An 18,604-nucleotide genomic window follows, 5' to 3' on the forward strand; every position below is an offset into this window, starting at 1 on the left:
AGGCATCGTTCGCGATGCCTTTTTTGTACCCTCACACAGACTTACCGGAGACTTTCATGAGCTACACCGCCCCCCTCAAGGACATGCTGTTCAACATCGAACACCTGGCCCGCATCGACCAAATTGCACAGATTCCCGGCTTTGAAGATGCCGGACTGGAAACCGCGCAGGCCGTGCTGGAGGAGTGCGGCAAGCTCAACCGTGATGTGATCGCACCGCTGAACTGGGAAGGTGACAAGAACCCGTCGTTTCACAATGGCAGCGGCGTCACCACCACCCCCGGCTTCAAGGAAGCCTACAAACAATTCACCGAAGGCGGCTGGCAAAGCCTGCAGCACCCGGCCGAGTTTGGTGGCCAGGGCCTGCCCAAAACGATTGGTGCGGCTTGCGGCGAAATGCTCAACTCGGCCAACATGAGCTTTGCGCTCTGCCCCATGTTGACCGATGGCGCGATCGAAGCGCTGCTGACGGCGGGTTCGGACGAGCTCAAATCCACGTACCTGGAAAAGCTGATCTCGGGTGAATGGACCGGCACCATGAACCTGACCGAGCCGCAAGCCGGTTCTGACCTGGCCGCTGTGCGCACCCGCGCCGAGCCGCAGCCTGACGGCACCTTCAAGGTGTTTGGCACCAAGATCTACATCACCTACGGTGAGCACGACATGGCCGACAACATCATTCACTTGGTGTTGGCCCGCGTGCAGGGCGCGCCCGAGGGCGTTAAAGGCATCAGCTTGTTTGTGGTGCCCAAATTCATGGTCAAGGCCGATGGCTCTTTGGGTGATCGCAACGACGTGCACTGCGTGAGCATCGAGCACAAGATGGGCATCAAGGCCAGCCCGACTGCCGTGTTGCAGTTTGGCGACCACGGCGGGGCGACGGGTTTCCTGGTCGGCCAGGAAAACCGGGGCCTCGAATACATGTTCATCATGATGAACGCTGCCCGCTATGCTGTGGGCGTGCAGGGCATCGCGATTGCCGAGCGCTCTTACCAGCGTGCTGTGCAGTACGCCCGCGACCGCGTGCAAAGCCGCCCGGTGGACGGCAGCTTGCCCGCCGCAGGTCCCATCATTCACCACCCTGACGTGCGCCGCATGCTGATGACCATGCGCGCCTACACCGAGGGTTGCCGCGCCATGGCTTCGACCGCTGCGGCCGCTTATGACGCCTCGCACCATCATCCTGACGCCGAAGTGCGCCAACAAAATGCAGCGTTTTACGAATTCATGGTGCCGCTGGTCAAGGGCTACAGCACCGAGATGAGCCTGGAAGTCACCAGCCTGGGCGTGCAGGTGCACGGCGGCATGGGCTTCATCGAGGAAACCGGTGCCGCTCAGTACTACCGCGATGCCAAGATCCTGACGATTTACGAGGGCACGACCGCCATCCAGGCCAACGATTTGGTGGGCCGCAAGACTGCCCGCGACGGTGGACAGACCGCCAAGGCCTTGGCCGCGCAAGTGGCGCAAACCGAAAGCGAACTGCTCGCTTCGGGCAACACCGACGCGCAGGCCGTGGCCAAACGCCTCAAAGCCGCCCGCGAAGCCTTTGTGGACGTGGTCGAATTCGTGGCAGGCAACACCAAAGCCCACCCGAATGACGTGTTTGCAGGCAGCGTGCCCTACCTCATGCTCGCCGGTAACCTGATGGCGGGCTGGCAACTGGGCCGTGCCCTGCTGGTGGCGCTCACACCCGAAGCGCAGGCGCAAGACGCTGCCTTCATGGCCGCCAAGATCACGACCGCCCGTTTTTATGCCGACCACATTCTGTCGAAAGCCACTGGCGTGCGCGACAGCATCGTGGAAGGTGCTGGCAGCGTGACGGCGATGGCGCTCGACGCTTTTTGAATTTCGCTCCACCGCTGAAGCTTGACAGGTCCAAACCTTTGGGATGGCTTGTCGGCTTTTGGCGGTTTCATGCTGGTTGGCGTGTCCCCACGCCGACAGCCATTCCTTTTCCGGTCTTACACAATCAGTCGATCATTTGAGGAGACCCCATGTCCAAGCTGCCCCCCGTTCTTGCCCATCTGCCATTCCCTGCCATCGCATCGCCCTTGTTCATCATCAGCAACCCCAAGCTGGTGATTGAGCAATGCAAGGCGGGCATTGTGGGTTCCATGCCCGCCCTGAATGCCCGGCCTGCTGCACAGTTGGAAGAGTGGTTGATCGAAATCACTGAAGCCTTGGCCGCCTACAACGCTGCCAACCCGGACAAGCCTGCCGCACCATTTGCCATCAACCAGATCGTGCACAAAAGCAATGACCGGCTGGAGCATGACATGGCCCTGTGCGTGAAATACAAGGTGCCGATCATCATCACATCGCTGGGTGCCCGTGAAGAAATCAATGCCGCCGCACACAGCTACGGTGGCGTGGTGTTGCACGATGTCATCAATAACAAGCATGCACACAAGGCGATTGAAAAGGGCGCAGATGGCCTGATCGCCGTGGCTGCGGGCGCTGGTGGCCATGCGGGTGTCAAAAGCCCGTTTGCCCTGATTCAGGAAATCCGCCAGTGGTTCGACGGTCCGGTGGCTTTGTCGGGCTCGATCGCTTCAGGCGATGCCATCTTGGCCGCGCAAGCCATGGGGGCTGACTTTGCCTACATTGGCTCGGCTTTCATTGCCACCCACGAGGCACGTGCCGCTGATGAGTACAAGCAAGCCATCGTCGACAGCAACTCGGACGACATCGTTTACAGCAACCTGTTCACCGGGGTGCACGGCAACTACTTGGCGCCGTCCATCCGTGCGGCAGGACTGGACCCTGAGAACCTGCCCGAGTCTGATCCGACCAAAATGAATTTTGGCGGCGATGCCAAAAAAGCCTGGAAAGACATCTGGGGTTGCGGGCAAGGCATTGGTGCCATCCAGGCCGTTCAAAGCACGGCCGAGTTGGTGGCTCAGTTCAAGGCCCAGTACCAGGCGGCTCGCGCTCGACTGGCGCTGTGATCTGCTTCACACGGGCGTGAGCCTCACTTTGCCGACAGCCGCGCAGCGCCCTTTGGGGCGCTCTTTTTTGATCGATGTGATCAAGGCTTCAGGCTGCTTGCTGATCGTGCTGCACCACATGGCGTTTTATGGACCCATGTCCGATGTGGTGGCCACAGCCTGGCCTGCTGTGATGGATTGGCTATATGAACACGGCCGTTTGGCGGTGCAGTTTTTTCTGGTGTGTGCAGGTTTTTTGACGGCCGGAAGTCTGGCGCGTTTTGAAGAGCTGACTTTGCCCGAGGCCCTGAAACTGGCGTGGCAGCGCTATTTACGTCTGGCCATTCCCTTGCTGGCGGCGCTCAGCTTCACCGTTCTGGTCTCCGAATGGCTGCGTCCGGACTTTGACCATGCCAGTTTGTCAGCCACGCCAGAGTGGGGGCAAGCGTTGGCGCACATGGTGCTGTTGCAGCATGTTCTGGACATGGAGGCTTTGTCTGCGGGCATCTGGTACGTGGCGATCGATTTCCAGTTGTATGCCATGACCTTGCTCAGCCTGATGGTGGTGAAAGCCTGCCGTTCTGCGCATGCGGTGCATTCGGCTTGGACTTTGCGTTGGGGACTGTGGTTGGGCCTGACCTGTGCTTCCTTGTGGGGTTGGAACTTGCACGCTGATCTGGATGACCATGGTGTTTATTTTTTTGGCTCCTATGGTTTGGGCTTGCTCGCTTGGGAGGCCCGTCGGCATGCCAACGTGGGCATGTCTCGTGCAGACCTTCAGCGTTGGACTGCGTGGGCTGCGCTGCTGGTGATCGGTGTTGTTGCTTGGTGGCTGGAGCCGCGCTGGCGTATTGCGACGGCTTGGGGTGTGGCCTGTTTGTTGATGGGGGCACCTGAGGCGTGGTTTTCTGGTGGAGGCCTCCGCGCTTCATGGTGGCGGCAAGCGGTGCAGTGGTTGTCCACCGTGTCGTATTCGGTCTTTCTGATCCATTTTGGCGTGAACCTGGTGGTCAGCGCAGGGGTTGCTGCAGTGTGGCCCGATGTGCTTTGGGCGAACACGCTGGGCATGCTGGTTTCCCTGCTGTTGTCAGTGGCAGGCGGGGCGTTGCTTTACCGTCTGGTGGAGCGCCAGTCAGCGACCTTGTGGCGATGGTGGCTGTGGGTTAGTCTGTTCGAGGCCAGTGTGGCACTGGCCATGTTCATGAGTCCTACAGTCTGAGTTCAGACGCCGCTGGCCTTGACCTTCTCGGTGATGTAGGCCAAAGCCTCTTCCACCTGGTCGATCAGGATCAGGCACAGGTCACCCGCTGACAGGCGGCTCAAGGCTGTGTCAATGGCGTTGAACTCACCCTGAATGTCTTGCACGTAAGTGGTCCGGGCTGCGCCTTGCAAGCCTTCGCGCAGCAAGGCAATGACTTCACCGTCTTCGCGCCCGCGCTGGCAGGCGTCTTGGTAGAGCAAGACTTCGTCGAAAGCCTGTCCCAGAATTTTGGTCTGGTCGCGGATGTCCTGATCGCGTCGGTCACCTGCGCCGCTGATGACCACCATGCGTTTTTTGGCGGGCATGTTGTCCACGGCTTGCACCAGCGCCTGAATGGCATCCGGGTTGTGACCGTAGTCGGCGATCAAGGTGGCACCCCGGTAGTCAAACACATTGAACCGGCCGGGCACACCTTGGATGTCGCTGATGAAGGTGGCGACGCCTTGGGCAATGGCATCCCACGGCACACCCACAGCCCAGGCTGCCCCAATGGCAGCCATGACGTTTTCGGTCTGGAACCCGATTTGGCCTTGCCGGGTGAGCGGCACTTGTGCCAATGGAATGCGAAGAACCTGTTTGCCTTTTTGGGCCACGATGTGACCGTCTTCGGTGAACACCACGCGCTTGCCCTGGGCACGGTGCGTGGCCAGCACAGGTTGGTTGGCGTCGAGCGCAAAAAATGTCACATCACCCGGGCAGTGCGGTGCCATCGAAGCCACGGCGGGGTCGGCTGCATTGAGCACGGCCATGCCGCTTTGTTCCACGTTGAGCACGATCACGCGCTTCAAGACGGACAGGTCTTCGAGCGTGGTGATGTAGTTCAGACCCAAGTGATCGCCACCGCCCATGTTGGTCACGATGGCCACGTTGCAGCGGTCAAAGGCCAAGCCTTCGCGCAGCAGGCCGCCACGTGCGGTTTCAAAAACAGCGGCATCCACATCGGGGTGCATCAACACATTGCGGGCGCTGCGCGGGCCGCTGCAATCGCCCGAGTCGGTCTGGCGACCGTTGACGTAAACGCCATCGGTGTTGGTCATGCCCACACGCAGGCCTTTGGCCTTGAGCAAGTGCGCGGTCAGGCGCACTGTGGTGGTTTTGCCGTTCGTGCCCGTGACCGCAATCACGGGGATTCGACCGGTTGCGCCGTTCGGAAACATTTGGTCGATCACGGCGTTGCCCACGTCACGGCCCTTGCCGTAAGACGGGCTGATGTGCATGCGCAAGCCGGGGGCGGCATTGACTTCGACGATGCCGCCGTTTTGTTCTTCCAAGGGGCGCAAAACAGATTCGCACACCACGTCCACGCCACAAATGTCAAGGCCCACCATTTGGGCGGCTTCAATCACACGGGCTGCAACCTCGGGGTGTACATCGTCGGTCACGTCGGTGGCGCTGCCGCCTGTGGACAGGTTGGCGTTGTTGCGCAGGATGACGCGGCGGCCTTTTTCGGGCACCGATTCAGGCTCCAGATCCTGGGCGTGCAAACGACCGATCGCGATGTCGTCAAAACGGATCTTGGTGAGCGAGGTGGAGTGACCCGTGCCGCGACGCGGATCAGCGTTCACCAGATCGACCAGTTGGCGCACGGTGTGCTTGCCATCACCCACCACCAAAGGGGGTTCGCGGCGGGCTGCGGCGATGAGCTTGTTGCCCACCACCAGCAGGCGGTAATCATGGCCGGGCAAAAACTTCTCGACCATCACGGTGCCATAGCGCACGGCGGTGGCATAGGCGTTGTCAAAGGCTGTGCGCTCGGTGATGTTGACCGTGACACCTTTGCCCTGGTTGCCGTCTTGCGGCTTGACCACCACGGGCAGGCCCACTTCCAGGGCGATGGCCCAGGCTTCGTCCGGGGTTTGGGCCGGACGGCCCAAGGGCACGGGCACACCGGCTGCGTGCAGCAGTTGTTTGGTCAGGTCTTTGTCTTGGGCAATCGATTCGGCAATCGCACTGGTCGAGTCAATCTCAGCTGCTTGAATGCGGCGCTGCTGCGAGCCCCAGCCAAATTGCGCCAAGCTGCCGTCCGTCAGACGCCGGAAGGGAACGCCTCGCGCCACGGCGGCATCGACAATCGAGCCGGTGGATGGGCCTAAGCGCACGTCTTCGTCCAATTCGTGGAGTTGGGCCAAAGCGCTTTCCAAATCAAACCCATGACCTTTCATCGCGGCTTGGCAAAGCTTTTCAGCCAGTTCCAGCGCCAGGCGACCTACGGCTTCTTCAGAATACTGAACCACGACCTGGTAAACGCCCGCTTCTTCGGTGGCTGTGGTGCGGCTGAAGGTGACAGGGCAGCCTGCTTGGGCTTGCAGGGCCAGTGTGACCTTTTCCAGCGCATGGGCCATCGATGGCGCTTGGCCTGATCGGCTGCCCTCGATGGGGCCGACTTCGGGAAAGATGCGGCGCAGACGCTGCTCGATCGGGTGGTTGGCCGACAGGCTGCGTTCGGCCTCCGGGCAGGTCACGATGGCTTCAATGGCCGTGTGACGGCTCCACAAATTGGGACCGCGCAGCGCGCGAATTCTTGACACTTCCATGAACCAGGATTCCTGTGATGCGGTAAGGCCGAGGGGCTCGTCGGGTGTTAATGGGAGGTGTGCTGGCCGAAGCTTTTTACACCGGCACGGATCAGGTCCGTGCTGATGTCCAAAGCCCAAGCCACACAGGCTGCGATCAGCATGTCGTCGGTGCCGAGTCGGCCATCTTGCAGCAGGCGGGACACTGCAGGTCGTTTGTTCGACAGCACGAGCGACTCGCGTGAGCCTTCGCTCAGCACCAGTTGCCCGTCACGCCAAAAAGCCACTCGGCCACCTTCTGCAAGGTGGGCGACAAGACGCGGGTTTTTTTCGTCATCGGCATAAAAAATCACGCTGCCGTCGCAGTGGCGAGCCAGATCGGCCACTTGATCGTCGGCTGCATTCAGCACGGCTGTGCCATGCGACAAGATCACGTCGATTTGTGTGCGCACGTAGCCCGGCATTTTCTCGTCGCTGCCAGCGTACAAGTCATCCAGACCTTGGGCCTTGGGCATGCGTGTGACCACGCCCACTTGGCAGCGGTCATAAGGCAAACCTTCGGCCAGCAAATGGCGGGCATCGCTTTCAAACACAGCGGCCTGAACCGACCGGTTGATCAAAAGCCGCTGGGCGTTTTCCCAGTTCATGCCGCCGTGGCTTTGCAGCCGGCGTTGGTTCATGAACAAGCCGTCTGCGCAGGCCAGGCCGGTGTAGAGCCCTTTCAGGTGCAAAAGCCAGGAGACCAATGTCGCGGGTCGTGTCGTGTCGCCATCACCTATGAGGCCCACCACCGGAATGCGGCCGGTATCTGCAGGTTTGAACAAGTGATTGGCAATGGCCTGACCGACGGGGCGCGGCTGACCCACAGCGGGTTTCAGGTGCATCAACAAACCGGGGCCGGCATTGACCTCGACAATCGCGCCACCTTGTGCGGCCAAGGGCTGTGAAATGTCTTGCGCGACCAGATCAACGCCTGCGATGTCCAGGCCCACGACGCGTGCGGCCAGCACGGCTTGTGCGGCCACATCGGGGTGAACTTCATCGGTCACGTCCAGCGCCATGTTGCCGGTGCGCATGATGAGCACGGAGCGGCCTGCCTCAGGCACGCTCTCAGCGGTCAGGCCCTGGCGTTTGAGTTCGAGCACCGAAGTGGTGTGTTCGTCCAGGCGGATGGTGTCGAGCGGAAAATCTTCTTCTTCGCCGCGTCGGGGGTCGGAGTTGATCTGAAGCTCGATCAACTCGGACACGGTGTGCACGCCATCGCCCACCACGCTGGCGGTTTCGCCTTTGTTGGCTGCGGCCACATGGTCGCCCACCACCAACAGGCGATGCTCTTCACCCAAGATGAAGCTTTCCACGATGACTTCGCTGCCTTCTGCCAGCGCAATGTCGTAGGCGGCTTCGATGTCTTCTTGTTTGGACAGTTCGAGCGAAACGCCACGCGCATGGTTGCCGTCGGTCGGTTTCACGCACACGGGCAAGCCGATGTCTTGTGCTGCTTCCCAAGCCGCAGCAGGGCTGTCCACAATTTGACCTTGCGGCACAGGCACGCCGCACATGCTGAGCAGCTGCTTGGTCAGGTCTTTGTCTTTGGAGATGCCTTCGGCAATTGCGCTGGTGCGGTCGGTCTCAGCTGTCCAGATGCGGCGCTGCTGGGCACCGTGGCCGAGTTGCACCAGGTTGCCATCGTTCAGGCGAATGGCGGGGATGCTCCGCTCACTGGCCGCGTCCACGATGCTGGCGGTGCTGGGTCCGATGCACAGGCTGTCGACCATCTGCTTGAGGCGGTTGATTTCAGCCTTGACGTCAAAAGGACGGTCTTCGATGGCGGCCAGAATCAGGTCGCGCGCGGTCTCGAGAGCGCTGCGGCTGACGGCTTCGTGGCGTGTGCGAATCACGACTTTGTAGATGCCCCTGGGGCCGGCCTCGCGGGCCTTGCCAAAGCCGGTTTGCATGCCGGCTTGGGTTTGCAACTCCAGTGCAACGTGTTCCAGCACGTGGCCAGCCCAAGTGCCTTCTTCCAGGCGTTGCAAGAAGCCACCGCGTTCACCCACGCTGCAGCGGTGTTCGATCAGACCGGGCAGCCAGGCTGTCAGGCGTTGGTTGAATCCGGGCAAAGTGTTGGAAGGGAAGTCTTCCAGTGCGCCAATGTCAATCAGCGCCTCCATGACAGGACGGTAAGTCCAGATGTTGGGACCGCGCAAATGGGTCATGCGCAGAAATTGGATATTTTTGGCGTTCATGAATGAAAAGGGCGGCTATACAATGACCGGCCCGTCATGGCACGGGTAGATTGCTCTGGATTCAAAAGAGTCATGGGCAGTTCATGTGCCGTCGTGTGCGACATCAATGGTTGTTTTTTTGTCTCGTCGGCCGCCGTGGTCGTTCGAGTCGCTTCCGGTTCATCCTTCAATGACATCAACTTCTTCTTTGGCCTCTGCATCCCGTCAGGTTTTGCCCGACGCTTGGCAGGTTGAAGTCCATTCTTGTCTGCAACCTGATGAAAACGCAACAGCCTGGTTAGAGGTTGACCTTGACGGCAGCTTGCGATTTGCCAAAAGTGCCATCATTTTGACCGATCAGCGGGTCTTATCCCGCCTTGAAGGCGAAAAAAACTGGTCCAGCTGGGCTTTGCAGCCGGTTTTGTCTCTGAAACTCACTGACCATGCGGGTGTGGGGTGTTTGGCACTGACCAGCCCAGAGGGGCAATTGGCGGTTTGGCGTTTCACGCTCGGCTTGCAGGCCGCCGTGGCCCGCTGGGCGGCACAGTTTGAAAGCCAGTTGGCGCAGCAGCTGACGCCATCGGGCGGCCCCTCAGAAGGCCGTCCATTGCAGGCGGTGTTGTCAGGCTCGGTGTGCCCGGTCTGCCAGACTGTCATGAGCGATGACGACGAAGAATGCCCGAGCTGTGGCCGGGAAGACCTGGCACCGCCGTCCACTTGGACACTGTTCAAGCTGTGGCGTTTTGCGCGGCCTTATCAGCGCTCTTTGCTGGCGGGTTTCTCGCTCACTTTGGCGGCTACGGCGGCCACTTTGGTGCCGCCCTACCTGACCATGCCGTTGATGGACGACATCCTGATTCCCTACCAGAACGGCAAAGAAATCGACCCCACGCTGGTGTCCATGTATTTGTTGGGCTTGCTGGCATCGGCCTTGCTGGCCTGGGGTCTGGGCTGGGCCAAAACCTACATCTTGGCGTTGGTGTCCGAGCGCATTGGCGCTGATCTGCGCACCACGACCTATGAGCATTTGCTCAAACTCTCTTTGGAGTATTTTGGCGGTCGGCGCACGGGCGATCTGATTGCCCGCATTGGCAGCGAGACCGACCGCATCAACGTGTTCTTGTCGCTGCACCTGCTGGACTTTGCGACCGATGTGCTGATGATCTTGATGACGGCGGTCATCTTGTTCACCATCAACCCGACCTTGGCCTTGGTCACCTTGCTGCCTTTGCCCTTCATTGCCTGGCTGATCCATGTGGTGCGCGAAAAATTGCGCACAGGTTTTGAAAAAATTGACCGGGTCTGGGCCGAAGTGACCAACGTGCTGACCGACACCATTCCCGGCATTCGGGTGGTCAAAGCCTTTGCGCAAGAAGACCGTGAAGCCCAGCGCTTCAAAGACGCCAACAAACACAATTTGCAGGTCAACGACCGCTTGAACCGGGTGTGGTCGCTGTTCTCGCCCACGGTGACCTTGATGACCGAGATCGGCTTGCTGGTGGTCTGGGGCTTTGGCATCTGGCTGGTCTCGGACGACCAGATCACGGTCGGTGTGTTGACCGCATTTTTGGCCTACATCGGCCGTTTTTACAGCCGTCTCGATTCGATGAGCCGCATCGTCTCGAACACGCAAAAGGCGGCTTCGGGGGCCAAACGCATTTTTGACATTCTGGACCACGTGTCCAGCGTGCCCGAGCCTGTGAACCCGGTCGCTTTGCCGCCCCAGGTGCAAGGCCGCATCACGGTGCGCGATGCGGGTTTCCGTTATGGCAACCGTGCGGTCATTCGTCAGCTCAACCTCGATATCCAGCCTGGCCAGATGATCGGTCTGGTGGGCCACAGCGGTTCGGGCAAGAGCACCTTGGTCAATCTGATTTGCCGTTTTTATGACCTGACCGATGGTTCGATCGAGCTGGACGGTACCGACATCCGTCAGTTGAAAGTGGCCGACTACCGCCGCCAAATCGGCTTGGTGTTGCAAGAACCGTTCTTGTTTTTCGGCACCATCGCCGACAACATTGCCTATGGCAAGCCCGAAGCCAGCCGCGAAGAAATCGTCGCGGCGGCCCGTGCGGCGCACGCCCATGAATTCATCTTGCGCATGCCCCAGGGCTATGACTCGCTGGTGGGTGAACGCGGTCAGGGGCTGTCCGGCGGTGAGCGTCAGCGCATTTCGATTGCCCGAGCCTTGCTGATCAATCCCCGCATTTTGATTTTGGACGAGGCCACTTCGGCAGTGGACACCGAGACCGAAAAAGAGATTCAAAGGGCGCTGGACAACCTGGTGCGTGGTCGCACAACCATCGCCATTGCCCACCGCCTGTCGACCTTGCGCAAGGCCGATCGCCTGGTGGTCATGGACAAAGGCGTGGTGGTGGAAGAGGGCACGCACGACGCGTTGATCGAGGCCCAGGGTGCTTATTGGCGCCTGTATGAGGCCCAGCAGCGGCAGGCCGAAACCGAAGCGGTTTTGGGCGCTAGCCTCGACGCATCAGAACAAAAGGTGAGCGCATGAGCCCGTTTGACTTGCAACGCGATGCCTTTGGCCGCTGGGTGCTGGAGATGCCAGATGGCACGCGCCATGTGCCTGTGACGGCTCTGCGTGCTTATCCTGTCTCGGCCCCCGACTCGGGTGTGGCGCTGATGGACGCAGATGGACATGAGATCGTCTGGATCGATGAGCTGGCGCAGTTGGACGCACCGCTGCGTGCGAAGGTGGTGCAAGCCTTGAATGAGCGCGAGTTCTTGCCCGAAATTTTGCAGCTGACCGATGTCAGCAGCTTTGCCACACCCAGCACCTGGTCGGTGGTGACCGATCGGGGCGTCACGCAGTTTTTACTCAAAGGTGAAGAAGACATCCGTCGCCTGACCGGTACGGTGCTGCTCATCAACGATGCCAATGGCGTGCAATTCATGATCCGCGACTTGGCGGCCATGGACAAACACTCGCGCAAGCTGCTCGACCGCTTTCTTTGATAGGCCTCAAAGTGGCCAGACCGAACCGTGCTCGGGCACCAGCGCACGCCATTTGATCTCGTGTTCGATGCGCTGACGCAACATGTCAGACGCCTCGCGCTCGCCATGCACCACATACACCTGCCCCGGTGCACAGGGCATTTTGTGCAGCCAGCTCAGCAGCTGATTGGCATCGGCATGGGCCGAAGCCGATTCGATTTGGGCCACCTCGGCCCGCACCGCGACATCTTGCGCATGGATGCGAACCGTGGTGTGGCCGCTGGCCAGCGCTGCACCTCGCGTGCCGGGCGCTTGGTAGCCCGTCAGGATGATCATGTTGCGGTGATCGCCCGCGTATTGCGCCAAGTGGTGCAGCACGCGTCCACCTGTGGCCATGCCGCTGGCCGCCAAAATCACCATGGGGCCGTGTCGGCGCGCCAGTGATTTCGATTGCTCGGGCGTTTCCAGCATGGTGGCCGCATGGTCCATGTTGCGCACTTCCTGCACGCTCAAACGGTGCTCGCCCGGGTGGCGTTCAAACAAGGCCGTGGTGTGGATCGCCATCGGGCTGTCCAGGAAAATCGGCAAGCCCTTGGGAATTTCTCCAGCCGCCTTGAGCTGTGCGATGGTGTGCAGAACAGCCTGCGCCCGCCCCACGGCAAACACCGGCACGACAGCCACACCGCCGCGTGCGGCCAGTTTTTTCAAAAGCGGCCCAAGCTCTTCAAACACTTTTTCTTTGGGGTGTTGGCGGTCGCCATAGGTCGACTCGATCAACACCGTGTCGGCCTGTGGCGGTGGCTCGGGCGGGTTCATCAGCGGGTCATCGGGACGACCCAGATCGCCAGAAAAGAGAATGCGCCGACCGCCTACATCCAGCAGCAAACTGGCTGCGCCCAGAATGTGGCCAGCAGGCTGAAAGCGGGCCTTCCAGCCGCGGATGGGTTCGAACCACTGGCCCTGATGCTCTGCGTGCAAGGCCTTCAGGCTCTGAATGGCCTCTTGCTTGGTGTACAGCGGCAGGGCAGGTGCATGTTTAGAAAAACCGTGCCGGTTGGCGAAAAACGCGTCTTCTTCCTGGATGTGCCCGCTGTCAGGCAACAAAATGCTGGCCAGATCGCAAGTGGCCGCTGTGGCATGCACCCGGCCGCGAAAGCCGTTTTTGAACAGCAGGGGCAAATACCCGCTGTGGTCCAGGTGCGCATGGGTCAGCACCACCGCATCGATGTGCGCCGGGTTGGCAGGCAGCGGGTTCCAGTTGCGCAAGCGCAGTTGTTTGTAACCCTGAAACAGCCCGCAATCGACCAACAGCCGCTTCTGGTTGTGCTCGATCAGGTACTTGGAGCCGGTGACGGTGTCGGCTCCGCCGAGGAAGGTGATGGTGGCGCTCATGCTGGCATGCTGCGCTCAAAATAAACAAGGGCGTTTGAGGCAAGTCATGTTGACGCTTGTTTTGCCAAACCGACGCACTATTGTCATACCCGCGCCCTAACTGTCATACCCGCGCATGCGGGTATCCATGGCAGCCGAAGGCATGGACCCCCGATCGCGTCGGGGGTGACAAAGGTAAGTCAGATCGCAGGTGACAAACGCCGCTCAACCGCCGAAAAAGCCTTTGAGCTTGTCGGTCCAGCTCTCGCCGCTGGGTTGGTGTTTGCCGCCGCCTTTGGTGAGCGATTCGTCAAACTCCTTGAGCAACTTGCGTTGGTGCTCGGTGAGCTTGACAGGCGTTTCCACCGTGATGTGGCAATACAGGTCGCCCGGATAGCTGCCGCGCACACCCTTGATGCCCTTGCCGCGCAGGCGGAACTGCTTGCCCGTCTGAGTGCCTTCTGGAATGTCGATGGCCGCTTTGCCGCCCAAAGTGGGCACGTCGATTTCGCCGCCCAAGGCCGCTTTGGTGAAGCTGATGGGCACTGCGCAATGCAGGTCGTCGCCGTCGCGCTCAAAAATCGAATGCTTCTTGAGGCGAATCTCAATGAACAGATCGCCCGGAGGGCCACCGTTGGTGCCTGGCTCGCCGTTTCCAGCACTGCGGATGCGCATGCCGTCGTCGATGCCGGCCGGGATTTTGACTTCCAGCGTCTTTTGCTTCTTGAGCCTGCCTTGTCCATGGCAAGTGCCGCAAGGGTCAGGGATGATCTTGCCCGTGCCACGGCAGTTGGGGCAGGTCTGCTGCACACTGAAAAAGCCCTGGCGCATCTGCACCTGACCTTGACCATGGCAGGTCGAGCAGGTCTTGGCGCTGGTGCCCGGCTTGGCACCGGTGCCGCTGCAGGTGTCGCAGGCGTCCCAGCTGGGGATGCGCAACTGCGAGTCCTTGCCGTTGGCCGCTTCTTCGAGCGTGATTTCCATCGCGTAGCTCAGGTCGGCACCGCGGAAAACCTGTCGTCCACCACCGCGACCGCCACGGCCTTGGCCCCCAAAGATGTCACCAAAGATGTCGCCAAACGCGTCACCAAAACCGCCAAAACCTTCGGCACCGCCGCGCATATTGGGGTCGACACCGGCGTGGCCGTGCTGGTCGTAGGCCGCACGTTTTTGTGCGTCCGACAGCATTTCGTAGGCCTCTTTGATCTCTTTGAACTTGGCCTCGGCTTCTTTGGCCTTGGCGTCTTCACCCTGGTTGCGGTCAGGGTGGTACTTCATCGCCAGCTTGCGATAAGCCTTTTTGATGTCTTCGTCTGTGGCGTTTTTGGCAACGCCCAGCACTTCGTAAAAATCTCGTTTTGTCGCCATGACTTTGAATCCTGGCCTTCAGGCCGTTTCATGCAAAAAGCGTCCCGGGCAAAGCACGGGACGCTGCAGCTGGTTTGTGGGAGGCCGCCCCTGCGGCCGAATGCACTCGCGAGCGGCGGCTCGCTCCCACAGCATCACACTGGGCATCAGCCCTTTTTGACTTCCTTGACCTCAGCGTCCACGACGTTGTCGTCTTGGGGCTTGGCTTCGGCTGCACCGGCCGCGCCGGCACCCGCAGCGGCTTGCTGCGCTTGCATCTCGGCGTAGACCTTCTCGCCCAGCTTCTGGCTGGCCGTCATCAGGGCTTCGGTTTTGGCTTCGATGGCGTCTTTGTCTTCGCCCTTCAATGCTTCTTCCAGGTCCTTGGCGGCCGCTTCGATGGCTTCTTTCTCAGCCGCTTCGATCTTGTCGCCATGCTCGGTCAGGCTCTTCTTGACGCTGTGCGCAGCGGCTTCACCGGCGTTGCGGGCTTGCACCAGTTCGAGCTTTTTCTTGTCTTCTTCGGCGTTCAGCTCGGCGTCTTTCACCATTTGCTGAATTTCGGCTTCGGACAGACCGGAGTTGGCCTTGATGGTGATCTTGTTTTCTTTGCCGGTGCCTTTGTCTTTGGCGCCCACATGCAAGATGCCGTTGGCGTCGATGTCAAAAGACACTTCGATCTGAGGTGTGCCACGTGAGGCGGGTGGAATGCCTTCGAGGTTGAATTCGCCCAGTAATTTGTTGCCGGATGCGATGTCGCGCTCACCTTGGAACACCTTGATCGTCACGGCCGGCTGGTTGTCTTCAGCGGTCGAGAAAGTCTGTGCAAACTTGGTTGGGATCGTGGTGTTCTTGGTGATCATCTTGGTCATGACACCGCCCATGGTCTCGATGCCCAAGGACAAAGGTGTCACGTCGAGCAGCAACACGTCGGTGCGGTCGCCGGACAACACTTGACCCTGGATCGCAGCGCCCACAGCCACGGCCTCGTCGGGGTTCACGTCTTTGCGTGGCTCCTTGCCGAAGAACTCTTTGACCTTTTCTTGCACCTTGGGCATGCGGGACATGCCGCCGACCAGGATGATGTCGTCGATGTCACCGACCGACACGCCAGCGTCCTTGATCGCCATGCGGCAAGGGGCGATGGTGCGCTCGATCAATTCCTCAACCAGCTGCTCCAGCTTGGCGCGGGTCAGCTTGACGTTCAGGTGTTTGGGGCCGGTGGCGTCTGCTGTGATGTAAGGCAGGTTGACGTCTGTCGAGGCCGAGCTGGACAGCTCGATCTTGGCTTTCTCAGCGGCTTCTTTCAGGCGCTGCAGGGCCAACACGTCTTTGGCCAGATCGACACCGGATTCTTTCTTGAACTCGGTGATGATGAAGTCGATGATGCGCTGGTCGAAGTCTTCGCCGCCCAGGAAGGTGTCGCCGTTGGTGGACAACACTTCAAATTGCTTTTCGCCATCGACGTCGGCGATTTCGATGATGGACACGTCAAACGTGCCGCCACCCAAGTCATACACCGCAATCTTGCGGTCGCCTTTTTCGGTTTTGTCCAAACCGAACGCCAAAGCAGCAGCGGTAGGTTCGTTGATGATGCGCTTGACGTCCAAGCCTGCGATGCGGCCTGCATCTTTGGTGGCTTGACGTTGTGCGTCGTTGAAGTAAGCGGGCACCGTGATGACGGCTTCGGTCACTTCTTCGCCGAGGTAGTCTTCGGCGGTTTTCTTCATCTTGCGCAGAATTTCAGCGCTGATCTGTGGCGGGGCCAACTTGTTGCCGCGCACTTCCACCCACGCGTCGCCGTTGTCGGCTTTGGCAATGGTGTAAGGCATCAAGTCGATGTCTTTTTGGACTTCTTTCTCGGCAAACTTGCGACCGATCAAACGCTTGACCGCGTAGAGGGTGTTGCGTGGGTTGGTGACCGCTTGGCGCTTGGCGGATGCACCGACCAGGATCTCGCCGTCTTCCTGATAAGCAATGATCGACGGGGTGGTGCGAGCGCCTTCGGCGTTCTCGATCACTTTGGTCGTGTTGCCTTCCATGATGGCCACGCACGAGTTGGTGGTGCCCAAGTCAATACCGATGATTCTTCCCATTTTGATGCTCCGAAATTAAGTAAAAGTGCAGATGTTTTGCAGTTGGGGCGGGGTGAGCGCTTTTCAAGTCCCCTTACGCTCAAAAAGGTCATGCTGGCTGTCATCCCGGCCCCCGAGCCGGGATCCATGCGTTTGAAGTCATGGACGCCGGATCAAGTCTGGGGTGACAGTTTGGGTGGAAAGCGGGGTTTATTTGGGCGCCGTGACCGTGACCAGGGCTGGGCGCAACACCCGGTCGGCGATTTGGTAGCCCTTTTGCAGCACCGTGACCACCGTGTTGGGTTCCTGCTCGGCAGGGACCACGCTGATGGCTTGGTGGTGGTGTGGATCGAACTTGGTGCCCGCTGCAGGTGCAATTTCAATCACTTTGTTGCGCTCCAGTGCACTTTTGAGCTGACGCAATGTGGCTTCGGAGCCTTCGCGCATTTGCTCAAGGGTCACGTTGGGGATGGCCAGACCGGCTTCCAGGCTGTCCAGCACGGGCAGCAAGCTGTCGGCAAAGCCTTCAACAGCGAACTTGCGAGCCTTGGCGATCTCGTCGTCGGCACGGCGGCGGGCGTTTTGCACATCGGCCTGGGCGCGCAGGTACTGGTCGGCCAGATCGGCATTTTGTGCCTTCAGGTTGGCCAGTTCGGCCTGGGCATCGGCCAGCGGGTCGAGTGACTGGGCGGCCTCAGCGGCGGTGGATGGCTCTTCGGCAGGGTTGCCTTGGGGAATGGGTTGAGTGGGTTCAGACATTTTTCGATGTTTTTATCAATGATTTCAATCAGTTGGGGGTGTCAATCCCTGTTTTCAAGAGGGGCTTTGCTGAAAATTCAGTGCACCCAATGGATTCTTTGGGCTTCTTGGGTGTTCAGAAACTTTTTCAGTCGGGCGTAGGGCAAGACCACATCACCGTAGCACGCCTGTACGACGTGCGGTCCCGAATACATGACATGCAGACCTTGGGCACCTAAACCCAAGGTGTCCTTTTCAAGGAGCCTGATGTCGTCGCGTTTCAGAACCCGAAGGCATTCGTTTTTCTGGTCTGTCGGCTGGCGTCCAGCGATCAGGGCTTGGCGAATCAGTGTCCGAATTGCCGGCAAAAATTCAGCGCCGTCAGGGCCGTTTCGTGTGATGGCATAAAGCCTCAAGGGGTTGTAGTGTTGACCTGTTGCCAAATCGAACACCAGGGCATTTTCTGCAAACGCAGGATAGGGGCCAATGCAATGGATGTTCAGCCGCTGGACGAGTGAGTAGATTTGCGGTGTGTCGAGCAGCACCTCGTAGCGAAGCTCGAATTCAGCCACCAGGGTGTTGCTTTTTTCGCGGGCATTGACCCCGGCGACATCTTTGGCGCACTCTCTGGCCATCGCCAGCTGTTGCCTGTCCCGCTTTGCCAAACTTTGAGACAAGGTTTTGGCTGCTGCTGTCGATGCAGGCTGTGACTGTGGCCTTGGAATCGACGGAACGTGAAGGGTTTCTGCCAAGACGGGGTTGAAGTCAATCAATGCCCACGCCAAGAGCAAGCCACACACGCTCCGCCAAAGGCTCAAGTCAAGCGGCATGTCCTGTCGAATTACTCGACTGCCAGCAATTCCACGTCAAATTTCAGGGTGGCGTTCGGCGGAATGACGCCGCCAGCGCCGCGTGCACCGTAACCCAACTCGGCGGGGATGATCAGGGTCCGTTGGCCACCGATCTTCATGCCAGCCACGCCTTCGTCCCAGCCCTTGATGACCATGCCTGCGCCCAAACCGAACACAAAGGGGTCGCGGCGGTCGCGGCTGGAGTCAAATTTGGCACCTTGCACGCCGTCTTTGTAGAGCCAGCCGGTGTAATGCACGGTGACGTCTTGACCAGGGGTGGCTTCAGCGCCTTCGCCCACGACGGTGTCTTCGTATTGCAGGCCGGAGGGTGTGGTGTTCATG

General features: G+C 59.8%; 13 protein-coding genes. 5 read left to right on the forward strand and 8 right to left on the reverse strand.

All coding sequences use genetic code 11. The annotated features are described in order from the left end of the window. Positions 1–56 precede the first annotated feature (56 nt). From B9Z37_RS10110 to B9Z37_RS10120, 3 genes are all read left to right on the forward strand, one after another. Positions 57–1,847 (forward strand): acyl-CoA dehydrogenase, encoded by a 1,791-nt coding sequence (locus B9Z37_RS10110; RefSeq protein ID WP_108312890.1) that lies wholly within the window; start codon positions 57–59, stop codon positions 1,845–1,847. A gap of 149 nt (positions 1,848–1,996) precedes the next feature. Then, positions 1,997–2,950 (forward strand): NAD(P)H-dependent flavin oxidoreductase, encoded by a 954-nt coding sequence (locus B9Z37_RS10115; protein ID WP_108312891.1) that lies wholly within the window; start codon positions 1,997–1,999, stop codon positions 2,948–2,950. Between the two features lie 16 nt (positions 2,951–2,966). After that, positions 2,967–4,148: an acyltransferase family protein gene (locus B9Z37_RS10120; protein WP_167394358.1), complete on the forward strand. Its 1,182-nt coding sequence runs from the start codon at positions 2,967–2,969 to the stop codon at positions 4,146–4,148. A gap of 2 nt (positions 4,149–4,150) precedes the next feature. On the opposite strand, the gene cphA is transcribed toward B9Z37_RS10120, so the two are convergent. Next, positions 4,151–6,724 (reverse strand): cyanophycin synthetase, encoded by a 2,574-nt coding sequence (cphA, locus tag B9Z37_RS10125; protein WP_108312893.1) that lies wholly within the window; start codon positions 6,722–6,724, stop codon positions 4,151–4,153. Between the two features lie 47 nt (positions 6,725–6,771). Then, positions 6,772–8,946, reverse strand: a complete 2,175-nt coding sequence (locus B9Z37_RS10130; protein WP_108312894.1) for a cyanophycin synthetase — start codon at positions 8,944–8,946, stop codon at positions 6,772–6,774. A 169-nt stretch (positions 8,947–9,115) separates the two neighbouring features. Between B9Z37_RS10130 and B9Z37_RS10135 the strand changes: the two genes are divergently transcribed. Together B9Z37_RS10135 and B9Z37_RS10140 are read left to right on the forward strand one after the other, a co-directional pair. Continuing rightward, positions 9,116–11,440 (forward strand): cyanophycin metabolism-associated ABC transporter, encoded by a 2,325-nt coding sequence (locus B9Z37_RS10135; RefSeq protein WP_108312895.1) that lies wholly within the window; start codon positions 9,116–9,118, stop codon positions 11,438–11,440. After that, positions 11,437–11,901: a cyanophycin metabolism-associated DUF1854 family protein gene (locus tag B9Z37_RS10140; RefSeq protein WP_108312896.1), complete on the forward strand. Its 465-nt coding sequence runs from the start codon at positions 11,437–11,439 to the stop codon at positions 11,899–11,901. The genes B9Z37_RS10135 and B9Z37_RS10140 overlap by 4 nt, the downstream gene beginning before the upstream one ends. Before the next feature lie 6 nt (positions 11,902–11,907). On the opposite strand, the gene B9Z37_RS10145 is transcribed toward B9Z37_RS10140, so the two are convergent. The 6 genes from B9Z37_RS10145 to B9Z37_RS10170 form a co-directional block, all read right to left on the reverse strand. After that, positions 11,908–13,272, reverse strand: a complete 1,365-nt coding sequence (locus tag B9Z37_RS10145) for an MBL fold metallo-hydrolase RNA specificity domain-containing protein (protein WP_108312897.1) — start codon at positions 13,270–13,272, stop codon at positions 11,908–11,910. Between the two features lie 204 nt (positions 13,273–13,476). Continuing rightward, positions 13,477–14,619, reverse strand: a complete 1,143-nt coding sequence (gene dnaJ, locus B9Z37_RS10150; RefSeq protein WP_108312898.1) for a molecular chaperone DnaJ — start codon at positions 14,617–14,619, stop codon at positions 13,477–13,479. A 146-nt stretch (positions 14,620–14,765) separates the two neighbouring features. Then, complete coding sequence (gene dnaK / locus B9Z37_RS10155; protein WP_108312899.1) at positions 14,766–16,694, reverse strand: molecular chaperone DnaK; 1,929 nt, start codon at positions 16,692–16,694, stop codon at positions 14,766–14,768. A gap of 189 nt (positions 16,695–16,883) precedes the next feature. Continuing rightward, complete coding sequence (gene grpE / locus B9Z37_RS10160; RefSeq protein WP_205872579.1) at positions 16,884–17,432, reverse strand: nucleotide exchange factor GrpE; 549 nt, start codon at positions 17,430–17,432, stop codon at positions 16,884–16,886. A gap of 77 nt (positions 17,433–17,509) precedes the next feature. Further along, positions 17,510–18,088, reverse strand: a complete 579-nt coding sequence (locus tag B9Z37_RS10165; protein WP_146179729.1) for a hypothetical protein — start codon at positions 18,086–18,088, stop codon at positions 17,510–17,512. 164 nt (positions 18,089–18,252) lie between these two features. Beyond that, complete coding sequence (locus tag B9Z37_RS10170) at positions 18,253–18,603, reverse strand: FKBP-type peptidyl-prolyl cis-trans isomerase (protein ID WP_108312901.1); 351 nt, start codon at positions 18,601–18,603, stop codon at positions 18,253–18,255. Position 18,604 lies beyond the last annotated feature (1 nt).

Origin of the sequence: Limnohabitans parvus II-B4, from assembly GCF_003063455.1 — a bacterium.
Taxonomy (GTDB): Bacteria; Pseudomonadota; Gammaproteobacteria; order Burkholderiales; family Burkholderiaceae_C; genus Limnohabitans_A; species Limnohabitans_A parvus.